The organism is Microbulbifer maximicatervae (SeqCode) (genome assembly GCF_052467385.1).
The window spans coordinates 3,763,412-3,784,060 of sequence record NZ_CP174311.1; the positions used below are offsets into that span (position 1 = coordinate 3,763,412).

The window sequence follows — 20,649 nt, forward strand, 5'->3', positions numbered from 1 at the left end:
ACACCGATTAACGTCAGCCGTAACCATCGAAACACCAATTAGAAGGTTGAAAAAAACGAAGAACCGCTACTGATTGAAGGTGCACACTAGGACACCCACAGATTGAAAGATGACAATGGAAATGATACAGGCTTTCCACGTTAACGGCCATTTCTCCTGGTCTGGCTCGGACGAAGTGAAATGCTGAAAAAATATACTTTAGGTTGGAAAATTGCGTGAATTAGCCAACCTAAAGGAATAGCATCGAAAAGCCGGGAGGAAATAGTGGCGTGTCACCAAAAGGAAGCATTGGTAGTCGCCTATGCCATGCACCCAGCGTTTATTGAACTGAATACAGGCTTGCCGTACAGCCTCTTCTGATCACAGCAGGCTTTAAAAGCGGCTTTCAAAGTTCAGATTGAGATAGAGTCAATGCCTGGGCGAAATGCCAAGCCGATCTAGGACAGTGGGCGTTTTTGTGCAATATAACCTCGTTTTCCGATGTCTAAATGTCGGCTACTCCAGTCCACTAGCTCCAAGTAGTGATCCAGCTGAAAAGGTAGCCCTTTCGGCATATTCAAATGTTCAGCGCCGACAACCGGGAGTAGATTTTGGGGCCGCTCATTTGAGGCTGCCGCACGGATACGCTGTCGAATTGAAGTGTAATCAGACTCTCAGGTGTCTTGGCGATATTGGCACGGATCGAGGAGGTCTACATAAGCCATAGAAGCAGCCTGGGCTCTTTCATCCAGTAAGGCTTGGGACTGAAACGGCCTTCCCGAAATCAGCCTGTACAAGTGTCTTCAGCATTAGCTTGGCGAGCGACAGATTCATTTAAATATCGCATAAACCAGCTGATATCCGTTAGGCGCTCCCGACATAGAGAGAGGATTTCTTTATTTCATCACTTCGCATCGGCGCCACTTAGTTAAGGAACAATTATTGGATCAAGTCAGACTAACTAAAGCGCCGCTGTAAATTATCGACTGCAATTGAAATTCGCCCACCCAAATTTAATTTCATCTCTTTTATTACATCAGAGTTAGAATCGAGAATGTCACTTCGAGAAAAGTACTTCAGGTTGAACCTGGTTGACTTCGGTGTTTCAGCATTAAACTCCATTAGCATGGCGGGTAATAGAGGGAGAAGATCACCCTCAGTGTAGAAATCTTGATTCAATCGGCTTTTCTTAACTTCTATAACAAGGGTTGCTTCTCCTTCAGGCATGACGATCACTTCTTGATATGTTTTTCCGGTCATGCCATGGGGAAGTTCGTTGTGAGAGGCAATAGAGGTTACTCCAGGGAACCATTCTCCGTAATTTTCCATGTTGGTGACGTACTCAAAGAACGTGTTAATCGGACGTTTAACCGTGATCGCGACTTCCGCTAATAAAATCATTATTTACTCCGGGTTCGTTATTTACGAGTCCACTATATTGTTCTTTTTGAATGACAAAAAGTGAACTATAATGCGATCGGAGTTTCCATTTTGGAAAGTGATATGTCGAAGTTTACCCAGTATGAGTCTTTTGTGGCTGTTGTTGACTCTGGTAGTATTCGGCTTGCTGCTGACAGTCTAAACAAGACGCCATCAGCGCTGAGTAAGCAGATTACAAACCTAGAGTATGATCTTGGTGTGCAGCTATTTGATCGCTCCAATAAGCAAATGGTACTTACAGAGCATGGCGCAAGCTTTTACAAAAGCAGTGCTGCAATACTAAGGCAAATCAGTGAATCAGAAAGGCGCATTCAGTATGATAACGAACGCGTCGAAGGGGACCTCAAAATAACGTTATCCCGGTCTTTGGTTGACTCAAGCTTGTCTTCTTGGTTAAGTGAGTTTTCTGAGCGTTATCCAAATGTTAGATATCGGCTGGAGTATTCCGAATCCATTATTAACTTTAGTGATTCTGATCTTGATTTTGCTTTTAGAATTGGTGAGATTGCGGACAGTACACGTTTAATCTCCCGCGAGCTATGTGAGGTTCGACCCACATTTTTTGCAACGACAGAATATCTCGCGACCCATGGTACACCTACTCAAATCTCTGAACTTACTTCCCATCGCGTTGCCATGCCACCTCTCGAGGACCTTTCACCAGAAGTAAGAAAGTGGTTAAAGAACAACAAGTTTAATAATCAGACGTATGCTCACCATAGAATAAATGATGTTCACGCCATTCAAACCATGGCGCTAAAGAATATCTGTATTGGGTTCCAGTTGCATCAGAGTATTATTAAGTTAATTGAATCGGGACTGGTAATACCTCTTTTCCAAAACAACAAGTTACCACCTAAGAAACTCAGCCTTGTATATCGTCAATCTCAATACAAAGCTAAGCAGATCGAAGTTTTTAAACGATTTATTTTCGAGAAATATAATAAAGAATAAGATGGCGGAGGGGCTAAATGATATTTCCTCTGCTCTAAATTCACACGATAATCGACATATACCAGCCCACAATGGGGCAACCAAAGACTGGGGGATGTTGCCAACAGTGTCTTATATTATGCTTCCATTCGTCAGATTGTAGCTTTGCTAGCGGCCCCTCCCCTCATGGATGGCTTTATCCTAGAGAGAGGCGTTGTGCAATTTTTTCTGGGTTCGATCAACTTTAGATGTATAACAAACACTGGTAGCTTTATTCGACCCCCTCAGGTCTCCGAAGGAGACCCAATATTATGCATGTTTATGTGGCTCCCTGTGGTCTCAGTTTCGTAAAAAAAGGGACAGGTAATATTTGGTTGCTCTGCCTCAGTGGCCATCAATCAAAACGCAGAAAATCTCTATTCTAGTTATTAATAAAAGATTTTTTAAACTTAAGTATTTTAATAAATCTTAAATTGTTAAGTGTAAGCTTGATTGATTTAAATGGGAATCTACCCACTATTACCTTAAAGCAATTATTATTCGATATCGCATAACGTTCTTCATCACCTTCCATACGCAAAAAAACACCATTGATACCCTTCAGTCTGCCTTAGGTTATGAGCCCTTGCTATTTTCATTAGCAAGCTTAGTAAGGATCTTAATTGCTTGATTAAGTAAAACTACAGAATATACTTCATGGGGTGGTTAATTTATGGAAAGGGGCTATAAAAATAATTTTTTAAACACAGCTAATAAGGCACTTATAAAGTGCTTCATTCTCACGTGTATGTGTTTGGCTCTAGGCTGCGATAATAGTGGTTCTGACAGCAATGACACACCCAAGGATACCACAACAGCAAGTGAATCGTTGCTGGCACAATTTGGCGATGCTCAGGGCCGCTTTAGCAAAGAAACAATGCAGGCGCTATTAGAATATGAGGATACGTCGAACACATTGGCTCTTGTGCAGCTTATCGCCGTGAGTGATACCTATGGATTTAGCAACTACGAGAGCTCGATTGAATCAGTATGGTCTAACGTAGGTGGAGGCACTGCTTTTGCGAGTACAGTAGCGGCAACTATGTTCGCTGAACGGGAATTTAGTGCGATTCGTATCGCCGAATTTCCGAACATTGATGCACTACTAGAAGCTATTAATTCAGACGATTTTACAACCGCTATAAATACGCTGTATGGAGCTTCAACTGATCAAACTTGGATATTAGGAATACCTGGGAATCTTCCGTTTGAACCTTCCGGTTCCTTCTCTGACCCAAGCCTGGATAATCTTGATGAAGACGAAGCCATTGAACTACTTCTCAATACAGGCGTATTGGATGATAGCGGCGATGCGGTATCGCTTTACACAAATATCGATGTCATGATCGATATGATTGTCAGCGACTCACCCTCCCCATTTTTTATGATGAACCTCATCGACTTTTATGAAACAGCACAATATTCTGACGGCCGAGAAACAGAATTAACCGGCGAAGAAGCTAATAGCATCTATGGTGAAACCATTGGGCTAATACTCTTTTCTTACAACAGCGGCCCTACCTATTCAATGGATGTTGATATTGTTTTGACTGAAGATACTATCGACTGGGAAAAGATTATGATTGTGCGCTACGCCAGTCGTGATGCCTTTTTAAATGCTTTCTTAAACCCTGCCGCACAGGAGGCTTTAGAACATAAAGAAGCTGGATTAGAGAATACTTTTGTTTACGTAACAGAGCTAGCTGAAACCGGCACGGAAAATTAGCTATCCTTTTCAAGGCAGTTAAAACCACAACAGGACAAGCTACTGGATACTTCGTAACAATACTTCCGGTGGGAAGCCTTCCTCCATTCAGTAGACGCCTACCATTTGAGCAGGCTACACACTGGGACACCCATTTATTGAAAGGTGACAGCGGAAACAGTACAGCGCTTCTGTCTTAACGACTATTTCTCCCAGCCTGGTGTAGGGCAAGGTAGAGTGCTGAAAAATTGTACTTTAGGTTTGAAAATTACTTAACTTTGGCCAAATAGGCCTTTGGATTGCTCACCTGAGGTGGCAGCACGAATACGCTGCTGAATGGAAATGTGATCAGAGTCCAGCGAGGTTTTTTCAATATCAGCTCGGATAGGATTGAGATCGACATAGCCTATGCAGGCGGCCAAGGCTCTTTCATCCAGTAACGCCTTAGACTTGAGCCAGGAGAAGCCTGTACAGTGATCTTCTATGTTGGCTTGGTGGACAATAGATTCGTTTAGGCAGTGCATGAACCAGCTGATATCCATTAATCACTTTCGCCATAGCTCAATCAACTCTTTAAGTTTGCTCTCTTCACAAGGGTCCAGAGAGGCACCATGAATGAAGCGCTGAGCCAAGTTAGATGCTTTAAATGGTTCCTGCCAGCGGGGAATGACCTCAGTATCAGACCAAGTATTGGCCGTTATAGCATCAATATAGAACACCACATGATAGTGATTGCTCATTACCGCATAGGCAGCGATATCTCCCGCAAAGATAACAGCCAGCCTTTGCATTTCAATCTCAATCCACTGACGTCGGTGCTCATAATCCCTCCCCCACCTCCATAAAGGAATGCTCTGCTTACACAGCGGGAGACTCAGTGACAGTTTGGAGTCGTATCAAGAGAGATCTGTGAGCGGCGAGGCTGGGTGATGGGGTATGGGCTTAACTCTTGATTTTCGTATTGTGTCAATGGTTGTGAAGCCTTAAGCTCTACCTTTGATAGGTGTAAAGAAACGGCCTTCTAAGATAACATAAACCGGCTCATTTCTGTGGCGGCTGAGTGAAACGTTACGTGAAATCGATATGAACAAAATAGAGCTTGCTCGAAAATATATGGACATATTCTATGAAACAAAGGACTTTGATTCATTAGACCTAATACTATATGAAAAGCTGGATTTTGAAGGGCCATTGTTTAAGTGTAAATCGGCCAAAGAATATATAGAATCTCTGAAAGCTTCGCCTCCAGTTGATGTATCGTATGAGATGGTAGAAGAGTTTCACAATCCGAATTCAACATGTTACATATATAAATTCACTAAAAATTGTAGAAGTACATTAATGGCTCAAACGTTTCATTATAAGGTGGGTTGTATTAGCAAAATTCGTCTTGTTTTTAATCCAGAGGAAATCTCATAAACCAGGTCGATAGTTTCTAGATAGCAGCCCCACATCATCCATCGGTTGGGCGGGTCCGCAATAGGCAGCTCCCTATCCGTAATGAATATCTTCCCATTGGATCACATAGCTCCGATGCCCCTGCCATCTCACCTCCGAGCTAAGCGTTATAAGAAGTTTCTGCTCATCAGCTCACAGTTTTTTGCTGGCGGCTTCTTCTCCACAAGACCTCTCGATGTTGCAGTTGCCATTCGCTAGTAGTTAGCATTTAATGGAGCCCATTAAACGGTGATCTCCCTACAGGGGACTTTCACCCCCTTAGTCCACGTCCATACTGGGCGTACCAAATAAAGGAATCTAATCGGCATAGAAACCACCGCTTTGGTTTTCAACTGGACCCTTCAAGCGCAATATCACAAATTGTTAATATTGAGGAAAAAAAATGGATTTAAGTTCTCTACCTTTATTTGTTGTCGCTTGCTTAGCAATCAATATGATACCTGGCCCAGACGTAATCTACATCGTATCGAATACAATGAAAGGTCAAATGGCAAGCGGTATAAAAGCTGCTATTGGGCTAGGTGTTGGATATTTTGTCCACACACTAGCAGCTTGTTTGGGTTTATCGGCAATAATCCTAAGTTCTGCCATGGCTTTTAGCATAGTGAAGTGGTTGGGTGCAGCCTACTTGGTATACTTGGGTGCCCAGTCTTTACTTTCCATGTGGCGAGGAAGTAATAAAATTGTTGTTGAAGAAAGTACTGATACAAATAAAAACATATTTATTCAAGGTCTCATTGTTAGCGTTTTGAACCCGAAAGTAGCATTGTTTTTTCTCTCATTCTTACCTCAGTTCATCGATACTTCGACCGATTTAGTATCGTTACAAATATTGATACTGGGTTTACTCTTTAGTACTTTAGCTACAGTATGTAATGTTCTATATGCTTCAGCTGGAACTTGGTTGTTTAGCAAATCAAATTCTAAGCAATTCTCTCGAGCACTCGAAGGCGTATCTGGAGCTCTACTCATCGGGCTGGCTGGAAAAATTGCCTTCACTGAACGTTAGTAGTATCAACTGGGTAACCGGTAGTTTCTAGCTACCAGCCCCTCCCACATAGTGCGGATCGGCATAGGACAGTTCAGCAGCTGTAGTAAATTTTTCACAACGTTAGTGTCAAACGGCTCATTTATTTGAATTGAATGACATGGCAGAAAACTACCTCAAATTAATAGCAGTATGCTAAACAGATCCCCCCAGATAAGGACCTAAACAATCACTACTCATTTACTCTATTTGTTAAATCATATCGTTCCGGTGCCCTTGAATGCCTACACACCAAAATAAACCTTACGTGATGATTCTGCGGTTTCTTCACCAAAAGAATACTGTGTTATAGTCACCATTCGCTAGTAGTTAGTATTTTATGGATCTCATTGATTGGTGAGCTTCCTACAGAGGGCTTTTACCCCATTCAGACAATACTCATACTGGATGTACCAAGTACCAGCAATCCGACATTTATCCTAACACTTGTTTTCTGTTCGCTGCACCTATAAGCCTCTTCCCTAGATGCTGTTGCGGTAAGAGTTAGAGAGCCCACGAATTTTAGACTAGGCTTAATATGATAATAAAACTTGACAATTTTAGCGAAGATATGGCAGGTCAGATTTTCACAATATTTCAACGCTCCTATAAGGTTGAAGCTCAATTGATAGGCGCCGCTGACTTTCCTCCACTATCGCGAAGTGCGCAAGATATAGAGAAATCCAAATCGCAATTTTATGGATTTATTGACAATAAATGTCTAGCCGCAACTATCGAGATTGCTATAGAAGATAGGCGATTAGAAATTAATAGTTTAACTGTTGACCCAGATTATTTTAGGAAAGGAATAGCAGGTAAATTGCTAAGCTACATTCTAGATGAATTTGAATTTATAGAAGCAATTGTAGAAACAGCTGCTGTAAATGAGCCCGCAATTAATTTATATAAAAAGTATGGTTTTGTTGAGTTTAAACAATGGATTCCGCCTCATGGCATTAAAAAGGTGGCATTGTCATTAAAAAATGCGCTCTAAAACGAGTAGCCGGTAGTTTCTAGTTACCGGCTACCCACACCATCCATCAAATATGGCAGAGTTGAGCTTGGTGTGTTTAAAGCTTCGTGCTGGCGCTGCAACATCCTTAGTGGGTACTCTCGGCACAGCAGCGAGAGGCGACCTTATACCCTTGATGGAGGCACTATGCGACGCTCCAGACTAAAGATTTCAGTCCAGTAAGCGCTTCCATCTAGTATCCTTCTTTCAAGGACAGCTGGTTGGTACGGATTCCCATGATCTTCCTGCCCTAGATATTTGAAAGTTGACCAGCCTACAGTGACCAGCTGCCGGTCTTTACTTTTGCCAAGTGTGTCGGTTTTTGTGCACTTTCTGTTTAAAAGTTTGGTGCCGCCAGCTCAAAATCATTTAAAAGTCATAAGTACTTCAGGTGTTTTCATGTCGAACTGATTAAATTGCCCGCAGTTCATTTATTCGTTGATGTAAAAACAAGGACAAACTGTGAAGCATTTTTGTAGTTCTATCATACTCCTGATCTCTCTTCTTGCGGTGAGTAGCCACGGTTGTAGCCAAGAAGCACTTCCCCTGCTGGAAGGCCCCTACCTTGGGCAAACACCACCGGGACTAACACCCAAAATATTCGCGCCGGGCTATGTCGCAACCCGGCATCGTGACTATAGCGGCTCTTTCACACCAGATATGACCGAGTTTTACTTTAGCCGAATGGATGTCGACACTGAAAAGTGGTTGCTCATTCGTTTCAAGCAGATAGGTAACCAGTGGCACGAATCCGTTGTTGGCCCAAGGGTCGGCCGCCCTCTACTTGCCCCAGATGGCAAAACCATGCACTTGGGGAAGAAGTACATGGTGCGTACCGAATCAGGCTGGTCAGATATTAAAAGTATGGGGACGATGTTCGACCGCAAAGATTGGGGCATCATGCGTCTGACATCATCAGCTGATGGCACCATAGTGTTTGACGACTACAAGAGCAATGACGTGCTACGTATATCAACCGTTAGCAACGGCAAGCGGCAACCACCTGTATTATTGGGGCCGCATATCAACTCTGGTAAGTGGACAGCCCATCCCTTCATTGCCGCCGATGGCTCTTACCTCATCTGGGACAGCGAAAAAGACGACGGTTACGGTGACAAAGATCTCTACATCAGTTTCCGCCAACAAGATGGTTCCTGGGGTAAGGCAATAAACCTAGGAGATACCATAAACACCGCCGGTAATGAGGCCAGCGCGTATGTGTCACCAGACGGTAAGTATCTGTTCTTCAATCACAACCCCATTAAGGGAAAAGACGGTGTCGATCCTGAGGGCGATATCTATTGGGTAGATGCGCAAATCATCGAAAAACACAGACCCAAATTCTAATCCGCGCAATACAAAGATACAGCCAGCCTAAATCGGGTAGCCGATAGTTTCAAACTACCGGCTCCAACACTACTCTCTTATGAGTCAGCGGCCACACTGATAGCTTTATAGTAGCTCGCTATATAAGAATATGAACTTTCATAATACAACCTCCGCATTCACGATCATGTAGTTTTGGTGTCCCTGACGACCTCACCTACAAGTCAAGCCTTATATCGTTTTCTGTTCGTCAGCTCGTAACTTTTCCAGGGTGTATTTCCCTCAGAATCTCGCTGTCTTGTAGTTGCCATTCGTTAGTAGTTGGCATTTAATGGAAGCCATAAACGGCGATCTTGCTATAGGGGCTTTCATTCCAGTAATCCAAGCTCAGCCAGGGGAAATTCCACTTCTATGCGGCCACTGCTGGCGGGTATTATTCCGTTCTGTGGAGTATCCGATTTTGAAGAGAAGATATTGCTTACTAGTTACCGCTGTATTGCTGATTATTGGTGTTAGATAGGCTTCTTTGGGGTGATGCCGAATGTGATGATCAAGAACCAAAGTGGAATATAGGTAGACTCGGCAGTTGTTCAGCTTCCAAGCAATAGACTTAGGTTTGGTGCTGTAGCACCAGATGAGTCCCGGACAATTTACCGGTCATTGAGCAAAATAATGGAAGCTACAAATACACAATTGCTTTGAACTCTGGTGTGGATTTGTCTGGGGAATATGGTTACTTCACTGCGAGTGAGTTTTTCACCAACTTCGTAATTGTTGTTGGGGAGGCAAACGATGTGTCCTGTTCAAGCTGAGCGGCATTACAATCAAATGAACCAGGCATTCGTTGCTACGGTCCTTACGGTGGCAGGTGCGATAAAGCTCTGGAGCCGCTGCACTTGCCCATTATATAGACATTATGCTTCATCATAATTGGAACTAATTTTTATGCTCTTTAAGGGATCGTGTAAATGTCACCGTTGGCATATTGAAGTTCAGTTAGCAAAGCCGCTCGAAGCTTTGAATCCGCGCATTTGCGATTGCAGTTATTGCCAAGCCAATCCTTACCCAATTATAAGTGACCCAACTATGTCTACGGTTTTCATTGGCGATGGAATTTCAACTAATCAAAATGGAGATCAGCTAGCAGTTTTCTACCATTGCAAAGGTTGTAATCAACTGCTAGCCGTAGGCTGCAATATAAATAACCAGCTTCGTGGAGCAGTAAATCTCAACTTATTGAAAGGTGTAGATCAACTTGGCGACCCTATTCAAGTTCAGCCGAGGCTATTGAGCGCTGATCAAAAGCTAGAACGCTGGGGTAAGTTGTGGGGTTTCCTTAGTGGGCTATAAAAACATAACACGTCTAAGTTTTCAGACACTTCGTCCCGCAGCTCAAGACGTTAAGTGCTAAGGTGATCACTTGCTAGTAACCGTTGCTAGATTCTCATTTCCATATGAAGCGCAGATTGCAAAAGCACGACTTGAGTCTGAAGGAATACACGCTTTCATTGCAGATGAGCACACAGTCAATATGCAGTGGCTATATTCCAATGCTATGGGTGGAGTCAGGCTTCAAGTGTCGGAAAGCGACCTAGATGAAGCCAATGAAATATTGAATCAAGACCGTTCCAATCTTGTAGACCAAGAATTAGGGCATGATGAAGAAAGGGTCTGCGAGTCCTGCTCATCACGAAATGTCGAGCCATTTACCAAGGGGAAAAAGCCCGCATTATTAGTTTTCCTACTTTTGGGGATGCCTTTATTTTTCTATCAACATGGAGTTAAGTGCAAGGATTGCGGTCACTTTCAAAAGCTTGACAAACAGAGGTCATAAAATATTGCCCCTTAAATATTGAATACGACGCCAATACCTCCACCCATACTCTTTGTTAAAAGCCTATTGATTTGAATATGTGTTTTAGACTAAACAAATAAGGTATATCCATTCACCCAAGCTGCTGGATTAAACCTTGGCTGCCTCATTTACAATCACCGCGAACAAGACAACGTCATTTTAAACACCCCAATCATTCTTATATGGCCAATCATCTGGAAAAATAGGGGGTCAAATGGATGTGATAGCCAGCCCTATCCGCAATATCCAAAATGAGTCATAAAGTATGGCAAGGATACCGAGGGCTATGGAATTGAAAACCTATGACTGTCAGTTCTCGTTTACGATAGATAGGCTTATTCGTGACATGCACATCTGAAATCTAAGATGTCTTGAGCAAAAGGCTATTACTCTGGTATCAACGACTTAATAGCCCTCTCTGATAAATGTGTTCATCGTAAATGACCGGTGAGTATCGCTAGGATTAATACCCCCAATGTATTTAATTTAACGGACGTATTAAGACTCTTAAGCGTAAAAGCCAATCCCACACCCAAGAGACAAAACTGAGACCCACTTTGATTAATGAAATAGATAATGCAACCACCACAGTAACATTACACTGACTTGTTTAACCCTCTCGGCATAGATTTCACTTATGTAGGTATCGGCCTACATAAGTAAACTCAATATAGCCTTATTAGGCTTTTCAGCTTAACTCATTATATGAATTGAAAACGTTGAAGTAGACTTAGTCATCACAGACTAATTCATAAGCTTAGTACAAATTAGCAAAGTCAACTTATTTTCTAGGTTATAGATATTGTTATGTTGCATATCAAATTATATGGCTTTGGCTTAAGTTAGAATATCTAACATATAGAGAAAATCATTATGTGTTTTTCAGCCACGGCATCGTTCGGATCAGCAGCTCTGCTTATTGTCGGTGGTGCTTTGTGTACAACACATGCTATAAAAAATGATAAAACCTATTTATTACTCGCAGTTACCCCTCTCTTGTTTGCGTTACAGCAAGCAAGTGAAGGGATGGTTTGGATTGGGTACAACGAAAATTTGATTTCACTAACGACAAAAGCTTCTATTTTGTATCTGTTTTTTGCTTTCTTTTTCTGGCTTACTTGGATACCTCTTGTAGCCTATATGCTTGAAACAAAAAAATGGAAAAGAAATTTTTATATCATATTAATAATTATAGGATTTATTTTTGGCTTATATCTCTGGGTGCCTATTCTATTGGAAACAGGACCAAGACACATAATAAAAACAAGTGTATGTGGACATAGTTTATGTTATGAGTTATCCGAAGGTGGTTTACTACCCGTCACAGTTCGAGAAAGCATTTATGCTTTACTAGGTGTTTTATTCTTGTTATCGAGCAATCATCTATTTAGAAAATTTTGGGCACTTGTCATGCTACTCGGTGTTATCACTTACTTTACTCAGAGTGAAACATGGGTATCAACCTGGTGTTTCTTTGCTGCGATATCAACGTTATGGATTTATTTCCTATTAATAAATGATTTTAAAGCAAAGATGAAAAAACAAGCTTCATGATCGCAGTATATTAGTATGTATAGATTGGCACTCTAAAGATGAGCTATAGAAAATTCGTAAAAACAGACAACAAATAATTTCCGGTCGAAGAAGCATTAGCGCTACTAATAGAATTGGGGGTATTTAATACTCAAATAAACATGCAAAAATCGGATTGTAGTCGTGACACGTCCAGCAATCCTGTTACGTCCTAGTCATTGGAGATCCCCGTTTAGTTAGTTCAACATGAATGACCGGAGAGTACCGACTAGAATAAATCCCCCAATTTAGTGGAAGCATCATCACTCTAGCATTCAACCAGTAACCCTTAACCCAAGGCTTATATAGGTGACCAATTTTGATAAGTGGAATAAAGAAAAGCAACTATCCAATTAGTATTACACTGGGCTTGTTACGCCCTATCAAAATAGGCTTTACTTCTGTAAGCATCAATATCCAAAGGCAAACTAAATGTATCTTTGCGAATTTTATAGACTTAACTCATAAGGTGAATTGAAAACGTTAAAGTAGACCTAGTCATCACAGACTAATTCATAAGCTTAGTACAAAATATCAAAATCAACTGATTTTCTACGCTAAGGATATTGTTATGTTGCATATCAAATTATATGGCTTTGGCTTAAGTTAGAATATCTTACATATAGAGAAAATCATTATGTGTTTTTCAGCCACGGCATCGTTCGGATCAGCGGCTCTGCTTATTGTCGGTGGTGCCTTGTGTACAACACATGCTATGAAAAATGATAAAACCTATTTATTACTCGCAGTTACCCCCCTCCTTTTTGCGTTACAGCAAGCAAGTGAAGGGCTAGTATGGATTGGATACAATGAAAATTTAGTGTCACTGACGGCAGCGTCTTCTATTTTTTACTTATTTTTTGCTCTATTTTTTTGGCTTGTCTGGATACCAATCGTTGCCTTTAGTCTTGAGACAAAAAAATGGAAAAGAATTTTCTTTATTATATTAACAATCATAGGTTTTATTTTTGGTTTATATCTTTGGATACCCATCCTACTAGAAACAGGACCAAGACACTTAATAAAAACGAGCGTGTGCGGCCATAGCTTATGCTATATCACATCCGATTACAGCTTATTCGCCATTACAACTGGACATATCATCTATTCTTTACTTGGATTTTTATTTTTATTATCGAGCAATCGAATTTTTATAAAATTTTGGGCACTTGTCATGACACTAGGTGTTATCGTTTATTTCACTCAGCGCGAAACATGGGTATCAACCTGGTGTTTCTTTGCTGCGATCTCGACGCTATGGATTTATTTTCTACTAATAAACCATCATAAAGCAAAGATAACAACATAACTCCCATGTTTGTAGTGGCAAAGTTAACTAGGCCACCCTGACAAGGGTGAGATTAATCACACAAATTTAGGAACTCTATAGATTAGGGCTTAAAAATCAGCTTAAGTTTTTGGTGCTGAGACCTCTTTGATAACACTCTTTGTCCAAAATAAAAAACAGCAGCAATTCGACCAAACATGCATCACATACCAATTTTCAGCTTACCGACCGAAGCTAATCTCTACAATCCTTAACTGCCTCACAGAGGTTGGCAAGGTCCGGTCTAATGGATTTTCAACCATTCTGGTCATTATTTTTTGTTAAGTCCGAGCTGGCAAAAATCTATGGTATTACAATTAGGTAGGGAGACTGTATAAAATTGGAATAATACTCAAAGTGACAACTTTAATATTTCTCGGCTTTAAGTATCAAATGGAATCCTTTTATACCGCAGGGAGATCATCTTACAGACCCAAAAATAACTTATCCGGTGGTCTTCCACCTCGACTAACTCTTGGTCTACTACTCAGGCAATCCATTACAAGTTTAATTTGCTCGTCTGTCACTTTATTAAAGTCAGCATCCTTTGGGAAATACTTTCGAATGCAACCATTATCATTTAAATTAGCCTCTCTCACAGGATGAATATAGATGTGCAAAAAATATCAGCCTCTAAACCTTCTTCAATCGTTTCATGATCAGCGAATTCAAGACCTTTATCGAATGGCAGTTTTTTTGATTTCTTCGTTAAAACTAAATATGTGACGAACCGCTGCTTGAGCCAATAGGGCTGATCATCTACCCATCAATCTGACGATGATGTTAAATCACGCCTTGCATTAAACCCTGGCCAGATAATTCCGCTGCGCCGATCATACTTACCGTAGCGTTTACGGCGGGGCTTTGATGCATCCCTAAAGTGCTTGTATAAGCCTCCACCATTTGCCTAATCCAAATAAATAATTGGTAGATCGTATGATCATGGAGTGATACACACTTATATTTTTTCAAATAGCTGACAGTCTTCTAAGAACTTAATTCTTCCCTAATTTAGATGTCTATTTATTGCTACACACCATCGGTCACTTCCGCACTTTATAAGCTTACTGGCGTCTTAGCTCCCAGAGCTTATGCGCTTAGATATTCTCGCACACCTGTATTCTGTCGCAGCTCTCGGCTAAACGTTAGGGGATGTATCCCTAAGAGTTTTACTATCGCTTTTTGAGAGTGTCCTGATTTTCTCAGGCTGTAAATCTAATATCGCTCGTTCTCGCTCAGCCAGTAATAGCTCATCAGTGCCTTTCTCTTGGTTGAGAGAAGCTCCTACTCTACCAACTTAGCCCTTATCAATTGTGCTTAATATCCGAAACCAAGATTTTAATCCCACCCATAGTTTGTTAATATGCACCACAATACATACTATTCTCAAGGCGTAACGATGAAATAGCTTAAGTTAAGCGTCTAGATTTAACAGGTATTAACATGGTTTCCACAAGTTAGCCTAAAACTCTATTTTGGATAAAAACAGTAAAGCCGGGAAAATCTTCAAGTATTGGGAAGCATGGTGAGTACATTACATAGAGACCAAAAAACTGTAAAATTATACTTATTCCAGACCTTATTTTGGTTCACCACTTTCACAATTAAATTTAAGTTCTACAAATATCGTTGCAGGGGCATTAAGCCCATATCAATATTAACTTAACAGCCAAGAGAAACACATGAAGAAACTGATACTCTTACCTGTACTTATTCTATTATCAACTTTTGCTCGAGCTGAGGAGGAAAAGCTAGTAAGTGGCATTGATATGTTTTCAATGATTCAGATAGAGCAAACAAAACCAATATTTGACTACTGCAAAGAAAACGTTCCAGATAAGAAGGTTGAGATTGAATCTTCTTTTTCGCACTTCTCTCAAATTTCCAGGGAAGCGATATTACTACTCATGGAAGAAGAACATTTTAATTCTGATGAGCTAAAAAAACCTAGCATCCCCGAAAGCCAAGCCTTACAAACCAGGGAAATGATATCTAAACTTGGCGAGAATATGCTGGTTCAAATTAAGGATAAGAATCCCGAGGTATTTTGCAGCAACATAGTGAAAATGATGCAAGGCCATACCGTAGAATCATACAAACTCAAGCTTCAGCCACAATTGAAGCAATATTTACATAGAATAGAGTTAAGTAAGACTGAAAATCCTATGGGAGTTCAGCATAAGGATTAATCATTGTAAATTTACAGTGAGTATTGAAGGAGACCCTGAACAACTCCGCAATGGCACTGCGAACCCTGAAGGCGGCAACGCAGCAGTTTTGCCCTTCGGGGTTTGCAGAGTTATTCAGAGGTTCCTTAGCTATATCTTCCCCTCTGGCACTGTTAAAATTAGCTTCTGATAACTCAAATTAGGTATTATCTGGTTACTGATTCCATCTTTAGCTCTGAAGATTATTTGAAGTGTCGAAAAAGCAAACTACCGGAAATCCCGTGCACCCCATACTCTCTATAGAAAATCTACAGTGCCGCTACGGTGAGCAGGTAGTTATCGAATCGGTCTCCTTTGCCTTAAAGGCGGGGGAAATTGCCTGTTTGTTGGGCCCTAGCGGCTGCGGTAAGACAACTCTGCTACATGCCATTGCCGGCTTCCAGCCAATCGCTGAGGGGAATATTCAGCTATCTGGAGAAGTAATCTCTTCTCCTGAATTACAGATTCCCGCAGAACAACGGAATATTGGGGTGGTATTTCAGGACTACGCCCTCTTCCCACACCTTACCGTTGAACAGAATATTGCCTTCGGTATCCAGTCAATGCCGAAAAGCAAGCGGCAATCCCGCACCCAGTCTTTGCTAAAGTTAGTGCGCTTGGAAGGTTTCGGGCAACAGTACCCACACCAGCTCTCTGGGGGTCAGCAGCAGCGTGTCGCTCTGGCTCGGGCACTGGCACCGCGCCCCAAGCTGTTACTCCTGGATGAACCCTTCTCCAACCTGGATACCGAGTTGCGCCGCAGTCTCGCCGCCGAAGTCCGCCATATACTGCGCGAAGAGAAGATCCCTGCAATTATTGTTACCCACGACCGCCATGAGGCTTTTATTGCCGGAGATAAGCTGGGAGTACTCAGCCAAGGCCAATTACAGCAGTGGGACAGCCCTCAAGACACTTATCAAACACCTAGAAACTTGGCAGTTGCAAGGATTGTTAGTGAAGGGAATATCATTTCCGGTACTGTTGTGGGCAATGGCCTGATCAGTACCCCTCTAGGGGAAGTGAAGGTGCCGACAGCCGCATACGAAAGTGGAGATCAGCTCGAACTGTTTGTGCGCAGTGAGGATATTGCCGCAGGCGAACATCCCGGTGCTGTGATGGCTCAGGTTGTGGAAAAGAATTTTCTCGGCAACCAGGTGAGCTATCGCTTTCAGCTAGCCGCAGGGGAAACTGTCGAGGCCGCTTTGAATGCAGATGTTCAAGCGGCTCCCGGTGATAAACTTCCCCTGCACCTTTCCTCTGCTCTGGTGTTTGACCAGGCCCGATAAAAGCTATCAGGACAGGGCGGGCGCTTCTGAGTCCGCCACGGCTGTGCGCTCCTCACCTCTGCGCCAACCAATGGAACGGCTTAGTAAAATCACCGGTATCAACCCCACCAGGACAATCAATAAAGCCCCCAGGGCCGAGCGTTCCAGCATCTCATCGGAAGCGAACTGGTAAACATAAGTCGCCAGGGTGTCAAAGCCGAAGGGGCGCAGTAGCAAAGTCGCCGGCAGTTCTTTCATACAATCCACAAAGACCACCAAGCCCCCCGTTAGTAGGCCTGTACGCACCAAAGGTAGATGTACAGCCCACAGGGTTTGCCAGCTATTGCGCCCCAGGGAGCGGGCAGCGCGATCCATTGAAGGGGTTACTTTCTCCAGGCTGGATTCTATGGCCCCTGTGGACACTGCCAGGAAGCGCACTGTGTAGGCAAAAATAATGGCGAAAATACTGCCGCTTAACAGCAGCCCTATGGAGATATCAAAGTGTTCACGTAAAAAACCATCCACCGCATTATCAAAAGCGGCCAGGGGAATCAGGACACCAATCGCCAGTACTGCCCCGGGCATTGCATAACCCAGCTTGGAAAAGCCGACCAAGACCCGTACGGATCTTTTGGGTTGCAGTCGCTTACCGTAAGCCAACAGCAGGCCCAGCAGTACAGAGACCAGTGCCGCTGCGATTGACAGTAACAAGCTATTGCTGGCGATCTGTATAAAATCTTCGCTCCAATAACTGGAGAAGTTGCTGAGTGCGTAACCTCCCAGAACCAGCAGGGGAATAATAAAACCGGCCACCAACAGTAACCCGCAGAACAATAGGGCTACACCGGATCGCCAGCCGCGCAAATCATAGCGTTCACGCTGGGAATTTGGCGATTGTACAAAGTGCTTCTGTCTCGCCCGCCCCATTCGCTCCAGCGTAATTAACAGAACAACAAAAATCAGAGTGCTACAGGCAATTTGCGCCGCGCCTCCTAAATTGCCGTGGCTCAACCAGGTATCGTAAATTCCGACACTCAAGGTGCGTACGGCAAAGAAGTCCACTGTGCCGAAATCATTCAGGGTTTCCATCAATACCAGTGATAAACCCACCGCAATTGCCGGGCGTGCCATTGGCAGGGATACGCGCAAGAAGCTCTGCCAGGGCGTACAGCCCAATGACCAGCTCGCGGCACGTATACTGCCGCACTGCTCGATAAAGGCTGCTCGCGCGAGCATATAGACATAAGGGAAGAGCACCAGTGACAGCATGGCAATCGCCCCACCCATGCTACGGATCTCCGGGAACCAGTAATCCCTGGCTGTCTGCCAACCAAACCAGGCGCGCAGGGACTTTTGCACAGGGCCCGCATATTCCAGCAAGTCCGTGTAAACGTAGGCAATCACATAGGCGGGAACAGCAAACGGCAATAACAGCCCCCACTCAAACAAACGACGCCCGGGGAACTGGCACATGCTCACCAGCCAGGCACTGCCCACGCCTGTTATCAGTGTTACCAAACCGACACCGCCCGCCAGAATCAATGTGGAGGACACATAGTGAAACAACACCGTGTCCACGAGGTGCGGCCAGATATTTTCTTCAGGGAAAAATGCCAACCAAAAAATGGATAGCACTGGCAGAGCTACCAGAAGGGAGATAGTAGCTACCAATAGCAGCCAGCGGGAAGCTGATAAGTTGGCTCGGTTTAGCATGGATTAAGGAATCAAAAGCTCATTATAAAAGAACGGCCCTGGTCTCTCGACAGGGCCGTTCGAATAAGGCTGAGATAGTGCTGTCAATTTACTCGGCAGCAATTCCCATTCAGTTAACCATTCTAAAAGTCAAAGCGTACTTCATCAACCATGCGGGAAGCCGCTGGAACGTAGGAGCCGATCTCCGTGAGACTCAGATCGTCTTCTTTAAACTCACCCATATACTCCTTAATCAATTCAGAGCGGGCAGTGCCAGGGCGTACCGGGAACTCAAAGTTTTTCTCAGCGTAAGAGTATTGAGCATCGGCGCCGCTGAGGAATTCCAGCAGCTTAACGGCATTTTCACGGTTGGGGGCGTGCTTGGTCAGCGCCGCACCGGAAATAAACATATGGGTACCGCGATCTTTCTGGTTAGGGAAGACCAGGTTTACAGACTTGGCCCAATCCACCTGCTCCGGCTGCTCCTTATTGGTAATCATTTTACCGAAGTAGTAGCTGTTACCCAGGGAAAGGTCGCAGACACCTTCGCTAATCGCTTTAACCTGAGCGCGGTCATTGCCCTGGGGCTTACGTGCCAGATTCGCTTTCACACCTTGCAGCCACTCTTTGGTTTCTGCTTCACCGTGATGGGCGATCATGGAGGCGATCAGGGACAGGGTGTAGGGATGCTTGCCGCTACGAGTACAGATTCGGCCCTTCCACTTAGGGTCTACCAACTCTTCGTAGCGAGTAATTTCACCGGGCTTAACGCGGTCTTTGGAGGCGTAGATCAAACGCGCCCGGGTGGTCAGGCCGAACCAGTTGCCGGCCTTGTCGCGAAATTGTGATGGGATATTGTCTTCCAGGATTTCACTGCTTACCGGTTGGGTCAGCTGCTTATTAAGCAGATCCATCAGGCTGCTGGTATTGGAAGTCAGGACCAGGTCAGCGGGGCTATTGCGCCCTTCCCTTTGCAAACGCTCGTTCAAGCCTTTGCTGGCGTAGACCACTTTGGCCTCAATACCGGTTTTTTCGGTGAACTCCTTTAAGATCGGCTCTATAAGGAAAGGCTGTCGGTAGGAGTAGATATTTACCTGCTCGGCCGCACTGGCACCCACAGCACCCAACAAGCCGGCTACAGCCAGCACTTTTTGAAATAGAGCTCTGGTAGACATTATCGTAGATCACCCTTGGATTAAACGAGAAACATTCTCATTTGATTTAATGGCAATGTCAATAAAAATACATATGACCTAAGGCGATAAGGCAAAGTCGTCAATTTCCTCCTATGCTTAGGCTTGATACCGCCACCCATAGAGGTCCTATGTACCGCTTTGGCCCTTTAATAGCACTGATCTTTGTCCTCTGCAGCTGTGGGGGCCCGAAGGACTCCAAGTCACCTGCAACCCCTCCTGCAGATGAGTCGGCTACCAGCGCCATGAAGGAGCCCATTGCTCCATCGGGCAATGGAGCGGAAGCGGAAAAGAAAGCTGCAGCTATATGCACCCCGGAATGGTTTGCCTGGGTTCAACAGCGAGTGCTTGCCCAGCAAAATGGCGATATGGCGAAACTATACCCATCCGGTATGCCAACTACCGGTAGTGAGGAGTGGTTCACAGCCATCACCCAGCTCAGCGGAGCCAATACCAACGGTCTCAAACCCGGAGGCATGGAGTGGTGCGAGGCTATCCAGAAGCATCTTACCGAGGGCAGTCCACAAAACCCGTTGTAAGTGCCTGAAGACCAAACGCAGACGCATCAATTTTTATTTTACAGTTTGGAAATACCGATCGCTCGGTTAAGGGAAGATTT

17 protein-coding genes are annotated in these 20,649 nt (G+C 43.6%); 12 read left to right on the top strand and 5 right to left on the bottom strand.

The features are described from left to right. Positions 1–936: 936 nt before the first annotated feature. Entirely contained in the window at positions 937–1,380 is a 444-nt protein-coding gene (locus ACJJIR_RS16045; RefSeq protein WP_444906107.1) for an SRPBCC family protein, read from the bottom strand. Positions 1,381–1,482: 102 nt separating this feature from the next. Here ACJJIR_RS16045 and ACJJIR_RS16050 point away from each other — a divergent pair, with 102 nt between their 5' ends. Continuing rightward, positions 1,483–2,373, top strand: coding sequence for a LysR family transcriptional regulator (locus ACJJIR_RS16050; RefSeq protein WP_413664753.1), 891 nt, complete (start codon positions 1,483–1,485; stop codon positions 2,371–2,373). Between the two features lie 691 nt (positions 2,374–3,064). Then, entirely contained in the window at positions 3,065–4,117 is a 1,053-nt protein-coding gene (locus ACJJIR_RS16055; RefSeq protein WP_444906108.1) for a hypothetical protein, read from the top strand. Positions 4,118–4,368: 251 nt separating this feature from the next. Here the strand turns inward: ACJJIR_RS16055 and ACJJIR_RS16060 are convergent, their stop codons facing one another. Next, the gene (locus tag ACJJIR_RS16060) at positions 4,369–4,638 is read right to left on the bottom strand and encodes a hypothetical protein (protein WP_444906109.1); all 270 of its coding nucleotides are present in this window, start codon (positions 4,636–4,638) and stop codon (positions 4,369–4,371) included. 3 nt (positions 4,639–4,641) lie between these two features. Beyond that, positions 4,642–4,887 (bottom strand): hypothetical protein, encoded by a 246-nt coding sequence (locus tag ACJJIR_RS16065; RefSeq protein ID WP_444906110.1) that lies wholly within the window; start codon positions 4,885–4,887, stop codon positions 4,642–4,644. A 1,049-nt stretch (positions 4,888–5,936) separates the two neighbouring features. Here ACJJIR_RS16065 and ACJJIR_RS16070 point away from each other — a divergent pair. The 9 genes from ACJJIR_RS16070 (at position 5,937) to ACJJIR_RS16110 (ending at position 17,166) form a co-directional block, all read left to right on the top strand. After that, positions 5,937–6,563, top strand: a complete 627-nt coding sequence (locus ACJJIR_RS16070; RefSeq protein WP_444906111.1) for a LysE family translocator — start codon at positions 5,937–5,939, stop codon at positions 6,561–6,563. Positions 6,564–7,119: 556 nt separating this feature from the next. Continuing rightward, on the top strand, positions 7,120–7,575 hold the full coding sequence (locus ACJJIR_RS16075; RefSeq protein ID WP_444906112.1) for a GNAT family N-acetyltransferase: 456 nt from the start codon (positions 7,120–7,122) through the stop codon (positions 7,573–7,575). A gap of 480 nt (positions 7,576–8,055) precedes the next feature. Further along, positions 8,056–8,940, top strand: a complete 885-nt coding sequence (locus ACJJIR_RS16080) for a TolB-like translocation protein (RefSeq protein WP_444906113.1) — start codon at positions 8,056–8,058, stop codon at positions 8,938–8,940. A 1,065-nt stretch (positions 8,941–10,005) separates the two neighbouring features. Continuing rightward, positions 10,006–10,269, top strand: a complete 264-nt coding sequence (locus ACJJIR_RS16085; RefSeq protein WP_444906114.1) for a hypothetical protein — start codon at positions 10,006–10,008, stop codon at positions 10,267–10,269. Positions 10,270–10,339: 70 nt separating this feature from the next. After that, a complete protein-coding gene (locus ACJJIR_RS16090; protein ID WP_444906115.1) occupies positions 10,340–10,753 on the top strand; it encodes a putative signal transducing protein in 414 nt (137 codons plus the stop codon). Between the two features lie 894 nt (positions 10,754–11,647). Then, entirely contained in the window at positions 11,648–12,328 is a 681-nt protein-coding gene (locus tag ACJJIR_RS16095; protein WP_444906116.1) for a DUF6629 family protein, read from the top strand. Positions 12,329–12,983: 655 nt separating this feature from the next. Then, positions 12,984–13,655 (top strand): DUF6629 family protein, encoded by a 672-nt coding sequence (locus tag ACJJIR_RS16100; protein WP_444906117.1) that lies wholly within the window; start codon positions 12,984–12,986, stop codon positions 13,653–13,655. Positions 13,656–15,355: 1,700 nt separating this feature from the next. Continuing rightward, entirely contained in the window at positions 15,356–15,862 is a 507-nt protein-coding gene (locus ACJJIR_RS16105; protein WP_444906118.1) for a hypothetical protein, read from the top strand. A gap of 230 nt (positions 15,863–16,092) precedes the next feature. After that, positions 16,093–17,166: an ABC transporter ATP-binding protein gene (locus tag ACJJIR_RS16110; protein WP_444906119.1), complete on the top strand. Its 1,074-nt coding sequence runs from the start codon at positions 16,093–16,095 to the stop codon at positions 17,164–17,166. Between the two features lie 6 nt (positions 17,167–17,172). On the opposite strand, the gene ACJJIR_RS16115 is transcribed toward ACJJIR_RS16110, so the two are convergent. Next, on the bottom strand, positions 17,173–18,858 hold the full coding sequence (locus ACJJIR_RS16115) for an ABC transporter permease (RefSeq protein WP_444906120.1): 1,686 nt from the start codon (positions 18,856–18,858) through the stop codon (positions 17,173–17,175). 122 nt (positions 18,859–18,980) lie between these two features. After that, on the bottom strand, positions 18,981–20,012 hold the full coding sequence (locus tag ACJJIR_RS16120; protein WP_282931603.1) for a Fe(3+) ABC transporter substrate-binding protein: 1,032 nt from the start codon (positions 20,010–20,012) through the stop codon (positions 18,981–18,983). A gap of 149 nt (positions 20,013–20,161) precedes the next feature. On the opposite strand from ACJJIR_RS16120, the gene ACJJIR_RS16125 reads away from it, so the two are divergent. Continuing rightward, positions 20,162–20,569: a hypothetical protein gene (locus ACJJIR_RS16125; RefSeq protein WP_444906121.1), complete on the top strand. Its 408-nt coding sequence runs from the start codon at positions 20,162–20,164 to the stop codon at positions 20,567–20,569. Positions 20,570–20,649 lie beyond the last annotated feature (80 nt).